This window comes from Pedobacter sp. 22163 (assembly GCF_052045595.1).
In the GTDB taxonomy this organism is placed as follows: Bacteria; Bacteroidota; Bacteroidia; order Sphingobacteriales; family Sphingobacteriaceae; genus Pedobacter.
In genome coordinates, this window is sequence record NZ_JBQEPM010000010.1 from 61,430 (window position 1) to 76,429 (window position 15,000).

Genomic DNA, 15,000 nt, shown 5'->3' on the forward strand with positions numbered 1-15,000 from the left:
AGCATGAATATTCCAATTATTATGCTGCATCATATCGGTAAGCCTACTGGCGCCGGATTGGAAAGTTGGAGTATTACAGCACAAAAATTCAGCTTGTTATTAGATCTGATTGAGCAAAAAGGATTTACCACCACTACCTTCGAAGAAATAAGCAATGGTAAACTCCAAGACTACGCTAACAAGGTTATCCTGAGTTTTGATGACTGCCCAAATTCACTTTTTGAATTTGCCATACCTGAATTGTTGAAACGGAAAATGAAAGCAGTATTTTCTATCCCAACTGCACAAATCGGAGGATTTAACCAATGGGATGTAACAGAACAGGGTTTCGCAAGTGTAGCACTGATGAGTGCAGAACAATTACAATACCTTTCCAGCCTGGGTATGGAAATTGCGAGCCATGGCAAACACCATTTACGGGCAAGCAAGATCAGTGCACAGCAATTCGTTGAAGAAATTTCAGCATCAAAACAGTTGCTCGAAAAGCTAATCGGCAAAAAAATCTATACATTAGCCTATCCCTATGGAGAAGTACCCGAAAATCATCAACAATTGTTAAAAGATGCTTGTTACGCATATGGCATCTCTATCTACCACCCAAAAGAGAACAATTTTGCATTGCGCCGAATAGGTATCCATCAATCCGATACTTCAAAATCTATTTCCTTCAAACTTGGCCAAAGTTATCAGCTGATGCGGATTTTCCTCGACCCACTCCTATTCCTTCTCAAATTTTTCAGGGCCTGAAAAGACCTACTTTCCATTTCTGTTGATTCAGGTTTATTATTTCTTCGATGGAAAGAAAATTATATTGCTGTTTTAATTTCTGCCAAATTATTTCATGGCCAATATAATCGCACATGGAAACTATAAAACAGCCTCCTTTATTCAAATTCTGATCGATACATTTCTGAATGGTATCCAATGGCCTGTTGAAATAGTAGAGGGTCTCGCTGAAGATAATAACATCAAATTTTCCTTCTAAATTTCGGTAATCAAAATCTAGCTGTTCAAAGCTAATATCTGGAAATGCAGCCTTGGCTTTAGTTATAGCATTGTCCGAAATATCGATTCCTACATAATTTACCAGTTCTACTCCCAGTTTCAAGTAACTATAAAGAACCCCTTGTCCACACCCCACATCTAAAATTTTACCCGATCCATACTTTTTAAACAGATCTACAATAGCTAAATAATGATCTTTCTCAACTTCAGTATAGAGATAATCCCAATCTTTCCCTCCAAACTGTTTTTCCCATATTGATTTCGATACCCTATTGCCAAAGCCATATCTAGATAATACGAATGTGTAAAGCAAACGCCTGAATTTATTTTTAATCTTATCAAAAAGGAGCTTCATGTTAAAATCGGGATGCATAGGCCTATAATTCTTCGAAAGGATATATGTGACGATCATAAATAATGAACAAATATAATTTTCCTGATGAAGGATGAAGAATTAAAAACAATTTTATTAATTTTTGCATTATTAATAATACAACAATCCTATCATAAAAACTCAAACAAACCTTGTAGTAAGGTATGCCATTTGAAATTTTCTTGCTTCTACAACTTTTCCTTAAAGCCAGAATATGAAAAAAAGTAGTTGATCAGAATAAAATGCCGGCTTTATGGTTGATATTATCAAGTTTGGCGGCTTTGGATGAACAAATAGTCTATTCATTTTTTAACTTTGCAGAACATGCTACTTAAACTAGAGCAGAATTAAACCAAATGAATGTTATCCTGGCCTCTACTTCTACGCTATTTGGCGGCAATTATCTGGAATACCTAAAAGATGAGCTCATTACGCTCTTTGCCGGGATAGATGAAATTATATTTATCCCTTTTGCAAGGCCGGGAGGCATTTCGCATGAAAAATATACGGCCAAAGCCCGCGATTTTTTCGCACAGCTAAATATCAGCGTTAAAGGCCTGCACGAATTTAACAACCCCATTGAGGCGATCCGTACCGCCAAAGGTTTTTTTACCGGGGGAGGCAATACTTTTCTTTTGGTAAAAACACTTCACGAATTGGGAATGATGAAACCCTTAAGTGAAAATATCAAAGCGGGGAAAGCTTATCTGGGCTGCAGCGCAGGAAGTAACATCGGTGGCATGAATATGAAAACCACCAATGACATGCCTATTGTATATCCGCCCTCTTTCGATTGCATGGAACTCGTTCCTTTTAACCTCAATCCCCATTACCTCGACCCAAATCCGGAGTTAAAACATAATGGAGAAACAAGGGAAACCAGGATTATGGAATTTCTAACGCAGAATAACATAAAGGTGGTGGGGCTGCGCGAAGGCAATTGGATTAGGATATTGGATAATAAAATCACCACGCAGGGGAGCGAAGATACAAGGATTTTTGAAGCAGGCAAAACCCCCTATGAACTCCCGCCAGGCAGTTCTTTGTTATAATAGTTTATTGAAGAATAATACAGCGATCAAAATTAAAACCTAAATATCTGCAAGTTATGATGGATTTAGCATCATAAACTTACAGATATTATTCTTCTTATAAATTCATTTCAGGGTCTTAATAGCAGGAAAGATACTGATCCCGAACATTCGGGACAGCATAACGCAAACTCCAGGTTACAAAGCTACAGAAGTGCTCTTTTTTCGTGAACGTAGGTAGATAACCAATCCACCGAAAGCCACAATCAATATGATAGGAATAATCAGTGTAGCCTGCAGAATTTCAGGACCTGCCAGATTTTTGGCATTGGCAAGCGCCTGTGCTGGTTCCGAATTTTCCGGAGCTTTTAAATAAGCGCTTAACGAGGCGCCGGCAGGTAAATGTTTAACAATCAGGTTATCGTAAAAGCTCCCCATAAACATGGTATAAATAGAAACAGCAAACATCCCTGCACCCCCCATTAGGTTTAGTCCAAGTGCTCCAGATTTAGGAACATTTTCCGCCACAAAACCGATCATAGTTGGCCAGAAATAACAAACGCCTATACCGAAAATAATTGCAGCGAAGAAAATAGAATTTCCGGTAAAAGTGCTCAGCATGTAAAGTCCGGCTGCAGCAAATATTGCAGATAAGAGCAGTACGCCCTGAGGAGCAAGACGGTGAACCACAGGTTCGGCAAAACCCCTGCCAATTACCATAATCCCCGTAGTTAGCGTAAGCAATAAAATGGCATTATCCGTTACATTTTTCAGTAATAAACCTATCCATTGACCGGTAAATAACTCGGTAATGGCCGTACCGAACATACAGATGAACATAAAGATAAACAATGGAGAAAGTACTGCTTTATACATATCCGAACTGGAGTAACCGGATGATACCCTTTCGGTAACCGGAAAATCTAACTTTGAAAACAGGTATCCGTAAATTAAAGTCGGAATAATCATCATGGCCACCTGCACCTTCCAACCCAGGCCAAGCTGAACAAACAAGGTAACCAGCAAGGTGCCGATTACAATACCCCCTGGAAACCATAGGTGAAAATGATTTAAACGGGTGGTTTTATTTTCGGGATATAAAGCGGCTACCAATGGATTACATGCGGCCTCTACAGTACCGTTGGCAATCCCGATTAACAGCGTTGATAAAAACAGGCTCCAGTAGCCTTGGGCAAAAATGGTAAGCACAATGCCGGCCAGATGGAAGATAAAGGCCATTACCAGCAAACGTTTCATGCCGATCATATCGACTACAAATCCTCCGACCACAATAGCCAGCGGAAATCCCCAGAAGGCAGCTGCCGTAATGGTGCCCAATTGGGAGGTACTCAATTGAAAATCTATTCCGAGCTGGTTCATTATCCCGGCGCGGATGCCGAAGGAAAGAGAGGTAACCAACAACGCCAGGCAGCTTGCCCAGAATAGTTTGGTTTTTTGAATGTTAAGCATATGTTTGGTTTATATTGGTTTTAATTTTAGAATAAAAAAAAGGTTTTTTTCTAAAATTAAAAATTTTTGTGATAAATAGTTGTTCTTTTTTCACTAGTGTAATCTGATGTAGTCCACTGGCTTACGCCCTACCGCAAGTAATTGATTAATTTGGATTGTGTTGCTGAACGATAAATTTGATTTTCTCCGTTTCATTCTATAAATTGAGGCGGAATCTTATCCAAGCTCCATTAACCGTTATGAAAAGATATCTTTTTATTCTCTTTTTAGCAATCTCTTTTTCTGTACAGGCACAGTCTAATGCTGCCAATTACAAATACATCATTGTACCTGAGAAATTTAGTTTTCTCAAACAGATTAATCAATATGGCTTAAATACCCTTACCAAAGCTTTTTTTGAAGAAAAGGGTTTTACGGTGTATTTTGATAATGCTGAAATACCAGAAGAAATTGCAACAGACAGATGCAAGGCCCTGGTAGTAGAATTGCAGGAAAACAACAGCATGTTTGTTACCAATCTTACCCTTTTACTTAAGGATTGTAAGGGCGCAGTAGTGATAAAAAGCAAGGCAGGTAAAAGCAGAGAGAAAGAATACGAGACCGCTTACAATTTGGCATTAAAAGATGCATTTACGTCTTTTAATGATTTTAAATATGTAACAGGCAACCCTACAATGGCTACCAATCCAACACCTGCCCCGGCAAACGTAGCGGCTAAAACAGTGCCAGTGCCTGTTAATCAGCCAATCGTTGCCAAAACAGAACAACAAGAGGGGCTATTGTATGCCCAAGCCATAAGCAATGGCTACCAACTGATAGATGCAACGCCCAAAATTGTAATGACCTTACTCAAAACATCTCTAGAGGATTGTTATATTTCTAACAATGGGAACACGAATGGTATAGTTTTAAAAAAGAATGGAACCTGGTTCTTCGATTATTACAAAAACAATGTTCTTGTTTCCGAAAAACTATCGATTAAATTTTAGGCATTATAGCGATCCCCAACGGGCAGAATGTGAAGCATCTGCCCATTTAAACCCAGGTTCTGAGCTTGGGTAATATTGATTTAGCACATCTTTTTAATAATTGACTTAGACCACTTTCCAGGCAGGTATTAGCTCCCCCAGTCTATCTGTTTAGCGTATCACAGTTCATAGCTGATTAACCAGCGCTACTTTTTTCTTTCATTTTTCTCAACCATAGGGTCATTCCCATGACCTCAATTTACCGGAACTTACCGCAAAAATTAACAGGCCTTTAAAGCAAATGGTCAGCTGTTGTTAATGCTAAGCCAACAAGATTAAGATCACATACAGGAATTAAGCGATAGGCATGGAAGTATCCATAAAAATGAACTCTTTTTCGCCCGATTTTTAGACCCGTTCGTCGAGAATTAAGCTGTGTTGGTATAATTGAGTGTTTTCTGCTGCAACGTTTTGGCCATGGTGGTGTCTTATCTACAAAACAATCACAAAATAATAATCCAAAAATATAAATAACAGCATTATGAAAACCTCAATCAAAACCCTAACAAAATCAGTACTGGCAGCTATCGTTTTAACTTCTGCTATTTTCTCAACAAGTGTAATGGCAGGCGAGAAACAGCCAATCAAAATTTCGGCACCTAAAAACATCAGCCAGGTTGTTGTAAGCGGAAATGTAGAAATTACGTTGATACAAGGAGAAAAAGAAAGTGTAAGCTACAATGATGATAACACTGGTAAAGTAAAAGTGATCCAGGATGGACATGCATTAAAAATCAGTTCGGCAGATAGAAATACGGCTAAGATTACCGTTTATGTAAAAAATATTTTCAGAGTACAGGCTTCTGAAAATGCCGTAGTAAAAACAGCAGGCAAATTGGATGCTAAATATCTTCAGTTATTCTTAAAAGGAAATGCGGTTGCCGAAATCGATTCAGACACAGAAAGTTTATATACCGTAATTGAAGGCCGTGCAGATTTAAAATTAAGCGGAGCTACCGGAGAACATATATTAGTAATGGGAAGCACACCCAAATTGAATCTAGATAAATTTGCTGCAATGAAAACACAAATGAGCTCACCTGTAGCTGGTACAGAACAAACTGCTTCATTAGCAAAATAATAAATAAAAATTTAACATTCTAAGAGCGATGAAATCTATTCATCGCTCTTTTTTTGTTCTTACAGCGCTAAATTGTAAGCTGTAACATCATTTTTTAGCATTGTAATTTTACCGATTAAGAGGCAATATGCTAAATGGGAAAGGACTTTTCTGCTGTTGATTTTTTGGTAAACTGATCATTTCCTTTAGATTTGATAAATCGTTTTACCGTTATAAGCAGATTAAAAAGATTTACATCATTAATGATACAGACGGCAACCCGTCAGCGCTAAATATCGTTTTTGAAAAATGTTATGTTTGCCACATCTAATCGAAATTCTTGAAATGAAAAAATATACATATTGTTTATTGAGCGCAATATTTCTGCTAATAGCTTGTATCAATTTTGCACATGCACAAGCTAAAAAACAACCCGTAGACTATGTTAACCCGTACATTGGTAACATTAGCCATTTACTTGTACCCACTTACCCTACTGTTCATTTACCTAACAGCTTATTGCGGGTTTATCCGGAGCGTGATAATTTTACCAGTAATACTATAGCTGGTTTGCCTGTTGTGGTTACCAGCCACCGGGGCAGTTCGGCCTTTAATTTGAGCCCTTTTCAGGGCGACCTCAAAAATGTGGGTAACGTAATTTCTTATGGCTACGACAATGAGGTGATTAAACCCTATTATTATGAGGTTGACCTCGATGATTTTGGGATAAATGTACAATTTGCGCCATCGCACCAATCGGGAATATATGCGCTCAGCTTTTCGCAGGCAAATGCTCCGGCTTATCTTGTTTTAAACACCAGAAACGGGGCGCTAAAGGTGAGCCAAAATGTGGTAAGTGGTTTTCAGAAACTAGACAATAATACCAGGGTTTACCTATACTTCGAAACTGATTTAACACCCGTTGAATCAGGCAGGCATGATGGAACTAAAATTGATTCCAGAGAAACATCTGCTTCCGGCCGTGATGCTTATCTTATTTTAAAATTTCCTGCTCAAACCAGACAGATTAAGGCCCGTTATGGGATATCATTTATCAGTGAAGAACAGGCAAAACACAATCTCCGTCGAGAAGTCAAGGATTATAACCTGAACCAGGTGGCGCAGACAGGAAAGAATATCTGGAATACCACGCTTGGAAAGATCATGGTAACAGGCACTGATGAAACAGCCAAAACCATATTTTACACTTCCCTTTATCGCACTTACGAAAGAATGATCAGCTTATCTGAAGATGGAAAATATTTTAGTGCCTTCGACGGAAAAGTGCACAACGATAATGGTATGCCATTTTTTACTGACGACTGGATTTGGGATACCTACCGGGCAACACATCCACTCCGTGTGATTATTGAGCCAAAAATGGAAGGCGATATGATTAATTCTTACCTGCGAATGGCACAACAGATGAAAGACCATTGGATGCCAACCTTTCCGGAGGTAACAGGTGATAGCCGAAGGATGAACAGCAATCATGGCGTGGCCACCGTAATTGATGCTTATAACAAGGGTTTGAGAAATTTTAATCTTGATGAAGCTTATCAGTATTGTAAAGCAGCCATTACCGAAAAAACCCTGGCCCCGTGGTCTTCAAAAAAAGCAGGTGTTTTAGATCAGTTTTTTAAAGATAAGGGCTATTTCCCTGCTTTACCTGAAGGCGAAAAAGAAACCGCAGCAGAAGTTCATGGTTTTGAAAAACGCCAGCCGATAGCCGTTACCCTGGGTACGGTTTATGATGAATGGTGCCTGGGCAATATTGCTCAGCAATTGGGTAAAACCGATGAAGCAAAATACTTTTTAGATAAAAGCAGCAGTTACCATACAGTGTTTAATCCGGACACCAGATTTTTTCATCCGAAAGATGCAGAAGGTAAATTTATTAAACCGCTGGATTACCGCTTTTCGGGCGGACTTGGTGCCAGAGAAACTTACGACGAAAACAATGGCTGGCTTTACCGATGGGATGTGTTGCACAACCTGGGCGATTTGGTAAATATGATTGGCGGCAAACAGGCTTTTGTTGATGAACTGGAGAAAATGTATAATACACCGCTTGGGAAAAGCAGATTTGATTTTTATTCGCAGTTGCCTGATCATACAGGTAATGTTGGACAGTTTTCTATGGGTAATGAACCTGCCATGCATATTCCTTATTTGTACAATTATGCCGGACAGCCCTGGCGCACGCAAAAAAGAGTAAGGAGTTTATTAAGTCAGTGGTTCCGTAACGATTTAATGGGTATTCCTGGCGATGAAGATGGCGGTGGCCTTACTTCTTTTGTAGTATTTTCGCAGATGGGTTTTTACCCGATAACCCCAGGCTTGCCCATGTATGTAATTGGCAGTCCCACTTTTGCCAACGTAAAACTTGATCTGGGAAATGGCAAAAAGTTTGAGTTAAACTGTATAAATTATTCTCCTGAAAATAAATACATTCAATCGGCTAAACTGAACGGGCAAGTATGGAATAAATCGTGGTTTGCTCACGAGGATTTAATGAAAGGAGGCAAATTGGAGCTGGTAATGGGCAAACGTCCAAATAAACTATGGGCGGCGGATGAAGCGTCACTTCCCCCTTCATTTAAAATGCCTGCGAAATAAAAATGACTGAGATTTTGGGAGATTAATATTGTTTTCAGGTATTATCTCCCCAGCATACCATTAGTGATTACTGGAGCTAAATGAGAGGTGATTTATCCCCATCATCATAAAAAACGCTGTACCAGTTCTTCCCACTCCTGGTCTAATGATAATTGTGGTCTTTTCTCTCCGGCTTTAGCATACCAATAATCGGCATTCCAACTATCGCCTTCTTTGCGGTGCAGGTAGGCATGGATGCGGGCAGAAGCAACATCGCCTAAATGGTCTACCTGGTTATGTGCCGTATGCCAGTCTCCTTTTGCATCGTACCAAAGTGCGCGCAATTGAACCGACATGTTACGATCAGGCCCATCTTCTTTTAATGACATTCTAAATTCAGCTATATTCTTCATTAAGTTCTGAGTGTATTTTAACGATTATACAAAATAATCGTTAAACAGCATGCTTGCCGCCTGATAAAAAAAAAATATTTCGATTAATATTTTTGTTGCTTTCCACATCTTTTAATGTTAGCACAAAACACTAGATCACAAATATTTATCGTTAATTACCACCTTTACGCTATTTGTTTTAGCCGCCCAATTTTTGCACCCTGGCATCTTAGCATAAAAACCATCTCCTGAAAAACTTGTTGTAAAAATGGGCATCTTTATTAATGGCCCCTTTAAAAAAAGCAATTATGGATTCAGGAACTATTGTATACAGCAATTTAGAAGAGCTCTCAAAAAGTAGTTATCAATTAACAGACGGCGAGGCAAACATTAAAGGTTGGCCAGTAAGAAATGAAGCTGGCGATTCAGTTGGAAAGGTGCGCGACCTCCTATTTGATCCCGAGCAAAATGCGATACGCTACGTTATTGTGGAGCTTGCGGATATGGGCGAAGATTTGGAGGAAAAGGCTGTGCTGATCCCCATCGGGCTCGCAAATTTAGGCGAAGATAAAAAAGAAGTTATTTTACCCGATATCCACCAAGATCAGTTCAGGGCAATGCCAAGATATATTATTGGTGAGGTTACCCCTGAATTGGAGAACCAGATCCGCAGGGTAATTGGAAGTCCGGCGGCGTTGCGGATGGAAGATGAAATTGTAGAGATTGACCGTGCAAACTTTTATCGTCACCATCATTTCGATAAGAATAGTTTTCCGGAGCACAATCCCCGCAATCAGGATCCCGACCCGTTAATTTAATGGATACATTAAATTTATAAATGATGCACATGCATCGCGAGTATAGTTTACATTCAAAAAAACGAGGTTGTATCATAAAGGCGATTTCACCTCAGATGATGTTATGTTGTCCGAAGGACTCCTACGGAGAGCTTATCGAAACATCTTAAGACCCTTCGACAAGCTACCACAGACTCCAATGGAATGATCGTCATCTCGACCGAAGCACTGCGGAGTGGAGAGATCTTTGAACCATGTTATTAAAATCAAATTAAAGATCTCTTCTCGAATCTTCGGGATCGAGATGACGATACTTTCAAATCAATTAAATATTTGCCCTTCGCGATAGTCGTGGTCTATACTTTCCAGCTTACCTGCCTTGAAATGAAGGGTTACTGTTGAAGATCCACTGATGCTTGCACTTACAAAGTCTGAAAAACCAAACTGCCAGTCATCGTGATTATTCATATCCGGATCGTATGGTTTGTTTAAAGGCTTATCCGAAAGTACAAATCCATAAGCTGTATAGGCTGGTAACTGATGGATTTTGATCAGCTTTGCTGTTAAACCTGCAACTGGGTCGTCAACTTTTATCGCGATATCATCAGCCACATTTTCTGGCCATTTGCTTACTGGTGTGGTGAGGCCACCGCCTGTGGCAATCTGCTGCACTTTATCTCCGCTAAAAAGCAGCACTACACGATCTAAAGTTCCGGTATTGTTATAAATAGTGAGCGCATAATAATAAGGAAGAAGCTGGCCCAGACTTTCTGGCGAACTGTAAGGCTTGTGGCCAAAAATTGCCACATGCTGAAAGTCGAGGCTTGGTCCTGCCTTTTGCAGTTGGGTATATACTTCAGCATGTGAGCTGCCGATCTTTATTCCCCATTTTTCTCCCTTTGTTATGGTTTCAGAATAATTTCCCTGTTTTTCCTTTTTACATCCGGCGATGCAAAATAATACGAGCAAAATTGGCAAGATTTTTTTCATTAATGTTTAGTGTTAATTTAAGGTATAAACGTGTATATAGCGTTACCTGCTACAAGCTAAGGCAAATAAATTTAAATGTGCCAATTCAGCTCAAATTACAAATAGCCGGGCTAGCGTATATTCGATTTGCGAATTCCTTTTGGTTTATTTAACTTCAATCATCTAAAGGCCAGGCATGAAACGCATTTTATTTCTGTTATGTATCATCATCAATATATCGGGTTGCAAAAAAGACACCGATAATACCACGAATGAAACCTTGAATGGCAAATGGTCGACAGGGGGGTATGACCTCGAGCTTTACAACTCTTCTGGAATCAAAGTTAGCCATATCGTGGCAGATGCCGTAAAATCCTACTGGACATTTGATGATAAACAGGTTAAAGTTTCTACTGATGTTAATACATCGGTAAAGTTTTCAGACTATATTCTGAGACGAAATGCAGATAACCGTATCCTCACTTTCAGCAATCCTAATTTTGCCGCACAGAGCACCTGGAGCATTGTAGCACAGACTGACCAGTACATGCGGATTAGTGCTGATGTAACCGATAAACAATCGCTTATTTACGGAACTAACCAAATTGCTGCAAGAGGCGTGATGAATATCTACCTCACAAAGGAATAAATCTGATCATCTCCAGTTAAACGATTAGCAATATTTGGTTGCTTATTCAGAGAAAACAGTTGTCGGATCAATCTCTTTAAAAAGATAAAGCGGGTGTTGTGGCAAAGTACCATGGCTAACTGCAGCAGGCATATCCTCTTTCATGGTATTAGTATCTTCAACCGTTACCTTTCGGTTTAAAACATCATAGGTTGCTCTGGTATGCTGTCCGGCACCTGCGTTAAACGTTTCCATATAGGTAAAAACAAGTTCGTTATCTATAAAGCGGTACCTGGTTTCGCGGTTACCTACCGGACCGCTGCCATAAGTTGATATAATTAAATTTCTTTTTTGATCTATGCTGATGTCTTCACTGTCATATTGCTGGTAATCGCCATTAATATAGGCAGCGCCAACGGCCAGCCAGGAGCTGGCGTATAAACGGTACCCACCTTCTGGCTGTTTCAATAAAATTAAGGTAGGGCGCAAATCTGTACTGTCTGTCTTATTCTGGAGCACTAACACTACATCTTCCAGTTCGTCATTATTTAAAAGGCCCTTGGTATCCATTGCAATTTTATACGATCCGGGAACAAAATCTTCAACAGTGTTTCCGCTTGGTGAAAATTCGGTCTGCGTCGCTTCTTTCGGACTTTCAGTTTTAGGGTTAAGTAGTACTTCCTGTGTATCGCGCGCAGCCTCAACAACATGCTCAGGGTTGCTGATTGCTGCATGCTGAGGTTTCATACCTGCACCAAACCAATGCAGTTTATAAATAAACGCAATGGCTATTATCGTTATGCATGCTAAAAAAGTAAGGATAATTTTAGTTTGTTTCTTCATCAATTGTTTATGGTTAATCTCCTGCAGTTTTTATTTATTTTTCAGGTCGGAATCAAAATCTTTCACAATCCGCAGTACGGCCTGTGCAGTTACCGTAATGAAAAAGCCTGATAAACAAAGTAAAACTGCATTTCATTAAAAATTTATTCACGATAGGTCATTTGTATGCTTTAAAGCCTGAAAATAGCAAATGCTGAATTGAAATTATTTAATTTTTATTGAACAACAGTATAAATTTTCATTAAATTCTCTCTGGCATTCATGTGCTCGTATTTTTTAAGTTTGATTGTAAATGAAATAGCCAAAACCGCCGGCTATAAAATCAATCCTAATCCCTATTTTTGAAAACCTATATTCCCATAAAGGATAATATTCAATACTGCTTAAGCTCAATGATAACACGAAATTCTTTTTACCCAGCCATCCGGAACTTAATATCTTTACTCCTTATCCTATTTTTTTCTGGCCATGTGTTTGCACAGAAAGATAAGCCTGTAGATAAAGGGCAGGATGTATCTATTCTTTCAGATTCTGCTACATTAACCAAAGGCGATTATCTGGCGCACCTGGAAAAAGTATTTGAAACCGTAAATAAAGTTCCGGTAACTGTTGGCTCATTTAAGAAACTTAAGCCAATAGAAGCACATTTAACGCAGGATGAAGCTGCACTGGCGCTGCTTAAAAGCCGGTTAACACAAAGCGACAGATCACCTAACCTGCAAAACCTGCAGATGGATCAAACCCTGCTGGAGGAACTACAGAGCAATAACAGGGATTGTTTGGCAGACCTTGATGAGTATGAAAAGGAATTGCGGGCTTTAAAAACAGAAATTCTTAACCTGCGTAAAGATACCGTACTGATTAAATTGTTTACAGTGCCTGCCATACAGGTTATGTTTAAAGAACAGTTTGCAGAGCTAAGGAAGAAACGTATAGTGATGGATAGCTTACTAAAAACCACCACCTTATCAATCAATAATCTGCAAGCCAGAACCTCTTCTAACCTCATCAATATTAAAGAGTTAATGTACCTTACCGATAGCCAGCTCGATGCCGTAAGCATTAAAGCTTTTGGTAAAGAGCGCCGTTATTTGTGGGAAACGGTAAACAGACGGGCCAATAAAAGCATGGGCTTCCGTAGGTTTATAAAAGGAGAACAAGAAATATCGGGTTATTATTTTGTGTACACCAGGAGCAGCAGATTGTTATTGCTTTTTACCTGTACCATATTCTTCCTTTGGGTATTTTTCAATTTTAGAAGCGTAAAACAGCGGGGCCGTTTAGAAACCCTTGATGGTTTTTCACTGGTTAGTCCGCAGCCTTATTTAATTACTTTTATCATGCTCTTTGCATTGGCCCCAATATTCGATCTGAGGGCGCCTGCGCTTTACATCGAAGCTGTTGAGATTATACTGGCCATTTTGCTCACTGTGTTTTTCCGCAAAAAGCTAGACTCAAAGTTATTTTACTATTGGTGCATATTTCTGGTGCTTCTTCTTGCTCCGGTTTTTTTACGCCTTTTGGGTATGCCGCCAAGATACCAGCGTTGGCTGCTGCTGTTCTTAACCACCAGCTCGGTTGCCTATGGCATTATGGTATGGAAAATGCTCGATGAGAAAACCAAAAGATACAGAATGATCCTCACCACGGGTTTTATTTACGTTGGCTTTTCCATTATTGCCACCTTTTGTAATCTATTTGGCCGCTTTACCCTCACGCAGATTTTTTATTCTACCGGGGTAAGCTCGCTTTTAAATGCCATATCGCTAACCATCCTGGCCAAAGTATTGGTAGAGGCCTTTTTGCTACAGATGAAAAGCAGCAGGATCCGTAAAGGATTTCCTGAGTATTTTGATTGGCAGCCTGTAATTACCGGACTTAAAAGGCTAACAGGTATTGGTGCTACCATAATCTGGTTTGTCATATTTACCACCAACCTGAATATTTTTAATGGACTATACGAATCGGTAATGGAAATCCTCACCCAAAAAAGAACCATAGGCAACTTTTCTTTTACCTTTGGCGGTATCGTATTGTTTTTGGGCATTATCTGGGTTGCCAACTTTTTGCAGAAGTACATTGCCTATTTCTTTGGTGATACAGGCGACGACAGTTTTGATGATAACAAAGGGGAGCGTTCGAAATTACTTGTAACCCGTTTGGTATTATTAATTGGCGGCTTTTTAATCGCCGTTGCAGCCTCCGGACTGCCAATTGATAAAATAACGGTTATTCTTGGTGCATTGGGTGTTGGGATCGGGTTGGGCTTGCAGAATATTGTAAGCAATTTTGTATCGGGGATTATCCTTATTTTTGATAAAACCATCCGAATAGGCGACATTGTGGAGCTGAGCAATAAAAAAGGAAGGGTAAAGGAAATCGGCGTACGGTCCAGCACTTTACTTAGCGATGAAGGCGCCGAAATTATTATCCCTAACGGTTCTATTTTATCGAACAACATCATCAACTGGACGCTGAGTAACAACCAGATGCGAATAGATATTTCTTTATTGATTGCAAAGCCCTTTAATTCTACTGAAGTGGTAAACCTGATCAGAGAAATTATTGTAGAGAACAGCAATGTTTTTATCAGCAAAGAACCTATTATTATGATCAGCCCGGTGAGTAAGCTCAACAGTACCATCAATATTTATTTCTGGTGCAAGGATATATCCAAAGCCGATCTGACCAGAAGCATGATCAATGCGCAGATATTTGAGGCATTTGAACAGAAAGGGATCGAAATCCTTTAACTACACTAATTGAGGCAGGATAAATGCCGGGTTGATCTTCTATAAATTTCAGG

At 39.4% G+C, this 15,000-nt stretch carries 13 protein-coding genes; 8 read left to right on the top strand and 5 right to left on the bottom strand.

The genetic code is table 11. The features are described from left to right. The first annotated feature begins 3 nt into the window (after nucleotides 1–3). A complete protein-coding gene (locus tag ACTJKN_RS22600; protein ID WP_440827970.1) occupies nucleotides 4–747 on the top strand; it encodes a polysaccharide deacetylase family protein in 744 nt (247 codons plus the stop codon). Here the strand turns inward: ACTJKN_RS22600 and ACTJKN_RS22605 are convergent. Further along, nucleotides 737–1,360, bottom strand: a complete 624-nt coding sequence (locus tag ACTJKN_RS22605; protein ID WP_440827971.1) for a class I SAM-dependent methyltransferase — start codon at nucleotides 1,358–1,360, stop codon at nucleotides 737–739. The genes ACTJKN_RS22600 and ACTJKN_RS22605 overlap by 11 nt on opposite strands. A gap of 374 nt (nucleotides 1,361–1,734) precedes the next feature. On the opposite strand from ACTJKN_RS22605, the gene pepE reads away from it, so the two are divergent. Further along, entirely contained in the window at nucleotides 1,735–2,430 is a 696-nt protein-coding gene (pepE, locus tag ACTJKN_RS22610; protein WP_440827972.1) for a dipeptidase PepE, read from the top strand. Between the two features lie 177 nt (nucleotides 2,431–2,607). Here pepE and ACTJKN_RS22615 read toward each other — a convergent pair whose 3' ends face one another. Beyond that, nucleotides 2,608–3,879, bottom strand: coding sequence for an MFS transporter (locus tag ACTJKN_RS22615; protein WP_440827973.1), 1,272 nt, complete (start codon nucleotides 3,877–3,879; stop codon nucleotides 2,608–2,610). Between the two features lie 239 nt (nucleotides 3,880–4,118). Here ACTJKN_RS22615 and ACTJKN_RS22620 point away from each other — a divergent pair, with 239 nt between their 5' ends. The 3 genes from ACTJKN_RS22620 (at nucleotide 4,119) to ACTJKN_RS22630 (ending at nucleotide 8,586) form a co-directional block, all read left to right on the top strand. Further along, the gene (locus ACTJKN_RS22620) at nucleotides 4,119–4,868 is read left to right on the top strand and encodes a hypothetical protein (protein WP_440827974.1); all 750 of its coding nucleotides are present in this window, start codon (nucleotides 4,119–4,121) and stop codon (nucleotides 4,866–4,868) included. Between the two features lie 520 nt (nucleotides 4,869–5,388). Then, nucleotides 5,389–5,988 carry a GIN domain-containing protein gene (locus ACTJKN_RS22625; protein ID WP_440827975.1) on the top strand — a complete coding sequence of 200 codons (600 nt, stop codon included), beginning with the start codon at nucleotides 5,389–5,391 and terminating at the stop codon, nucleotides 5,986–5,988. 324 nt (nucleotides 5,989–6,312) lie between these two features. Further along, complete coding sequence (locus ACTJKN_RS22630; RefSeq protein ID WP_440827976.1) at nucleotides 6,313–8,586, top strand: GH92 family glycosyl hydrolase; 2,274 nt, start codon at nucleotides 6,313–6,315, stop codon at nucleotides 8,584–8,586. Between the two features lie 104 nt (nucleotides 8,587–8,690). Here ACTJKN_RS22630 and ACTJKN_RS22635 read toward each other — a convergent pair whose 3' ends face one another. Beyond that, nucleotides 8,691–8,978: a hypothetical protein gene (locus tag ACTJKN_RS22635; protein ID WP_440827977.1), complete on the bottom strand. Its 288-nt coding sequence runs from the start codon at nucleotides 8,976–8,978 to the stop codon at nucleotides 8,691–8,693. A gap of 287 nt (nucleotides 8,979–9,265) precedes the next feature. Between ACTJKN_RS22635 and ACTJKN_RS22640 the strand changes: the two genes are divergently transcribed. Further along, nucleotides 9,266–9,775 carry a PRC-barrel domain-containing protein gene (locus ACTJKN_RS22640; protein ID WP_440827978.1) on the top strand — a complete coding sequence of 170 codons (510 nt, stop codon included), beginning with the start codon at nucleotides 9,266–9,268 and terminating at the stop codon, nucleotides 9,773–9,775. A gap of 300 nt (nucleotides 9,776–10,075) precedes the next feature. On the opposite strand, the gene ACTJKN_RS22645 is transcribed toward ACTJKN_RS22640, so the two are convergent. Continuing rightward, nucleotides 10,076–10,744, bottom strand: coding sequence for a hypothetical protein (locus ACTJKN_RS22645; RefSeq protein WP_440827979.1), 669 nt, complete (start codon nucleotides 10,742–10,744; stop codon nucleotides 10,076–10,078). A gap of 175 nt (nucleotides 10,745–10,919) precedes the next feature. On the opposite strand from ACTJKN_RS22645, the gene ACTJKN_RS22650 reads away from it, so the two are divergent. Then, on the top strand, nucleotides 10,920–11,372 hold the full coding sequence (locus ACTJKN_RS22650) for a hypothetical protein (RefSeq protein WP_440827980.1): 453 nt from the start codon (nucleotides 10,920–10,922) through the stop codon (nucleotides 11,370–11,372). Between the two features lie 42 nt (nucleotides 11,373–11,414). Here ACTJKN_RS22650 and ACTJKN_RS22655 read toward each other — a convergent pair whose 3' ends face one another. Further along, nucleotides 11,415–12,194, bottom strand: a complete 780-nt coding sequence (locus tag ACTJKN_RS22655) for a hypothetical protein (RefSeq protein ID WP_440827981.1) — start codon at nucleotides 12,192–12,194, stop codon at nucleotides 11,415–11,417. Nucleotides 12,195–12,586: 392 nt separating this feature from the next. Here ACTJKN_RS22655 and ACTJKN_RS22660 point away from each other — a divergent pair, with 392 nt between their 5' ends. After that, nucleotides 12,587–14,947: a mechanosensitive ion channel family protein gene (locus ACTJKN_RS22660; protein WP_440827982.1), complete on the top strand. Its 2,361-nt coding sequence runs from the start codon at nucleotides 12,587–12,589 to the stop codon at nucleotides 14,945–14,947. The last annotated feature ends 53 nt before the right edge of the window (nucleotides 14,948–15,000 follow it).

Excerpts from the sequence above, each read along its gene's own strand:
- ACTJKN_RS22650 (WP_440827980.1), top strand. The coding sequence starts at position 10,920 with ATGAAACGCATTTTATTTCTGTTATGTATCATCATCAATATATCGGGT.
- ACTJKN_RS22600 (WP_440827970.1), top strand. The coding sequence starts at position 4 with ATGAATATTCCAATTATTATGCTGCATCATATCGGTAAGCCTACTGGC.
- ACTJKN_RS22640 (WP_440827978.1), top strand. The coding sequence starts at position 9,266 with ATGGATTCAGGAACTATTGTATACAGCAATTTAGAAGAGCTCTCAAAA.
- ACTJKN_RS22655 (WP_440827981.1), bottom strand. The coding sequence starts at position 12,194 with ATGAAGAAACAAACTAAAATTATCCTTACTTTTTTAGCATGCATAACG.
- ACTJKN_RS22645 (WP_440827979.1), bottom strand. The coding sequence starts at position 10,744 with ATGAAAAAAATCTTGCCAATTTTGCTCGTATTATTTTGCATCGCCGGA.
- ACTJKN_RS22605 (WP_440827971.1), bottom strand. The coding sequence starts at position 1,360 with ATGAAGCTCCTTTTTGATAAGATTAAAAATAAATTCAGGCGTTTGCTT.
- ACTJKN_RS22625 (WP_440827975.1), top strand. The coding sequence starts at position 5,389 with ATGAAAACCTCAATCAAAACCCTAACAAAATCAGTACTGGCAGCTATC.
- ACTJKN_RS22630 (WP_440827976.1), top strand. The coding sequence starts at position 6,313 with ATGAAAAAATATACATATTGTTTATTGAGCGCAATATTTCTGCTAATA.
- ACTJKN_RS22615 (WP_440827973.1), bottom strand. The coding sequence starts at position 3,879 with ATGCTTAACATTCAAAAAACCAAACTATTCTGGGCAAGCTGCCTGGCG.
- pepE (WP_440827972.1), top strand. The coding sequence starts at position 1,735 with ATGAATGTTATCCTGGCCTCTACTTCTACGCTATTTGGCGGCAATTAT.
- ACTJKN_RS22660 (WP_440827982.1), top strand. The coding sequence starts at position 12,587 with ATGATAACACGAAATTCTTTTTACCCAGCCATCCGGAACTTAATATCT.
- ACTJKN_RS22620 (WP_440827974.1), top strand. The coding sequence starts at position 4,119 with ATGAAAAGATATCTTTTTATTCTCTTTTTAGCAATCTCTTTTTCTGTA.
- ACTJKN_RS22635 (WP_440827977.1), bottom strand. The coding sequence starts at position 8,978 with ATGAAGAATATAGCTGAATTTAGAATGTCATTAAAAGAAGATGGGCCT.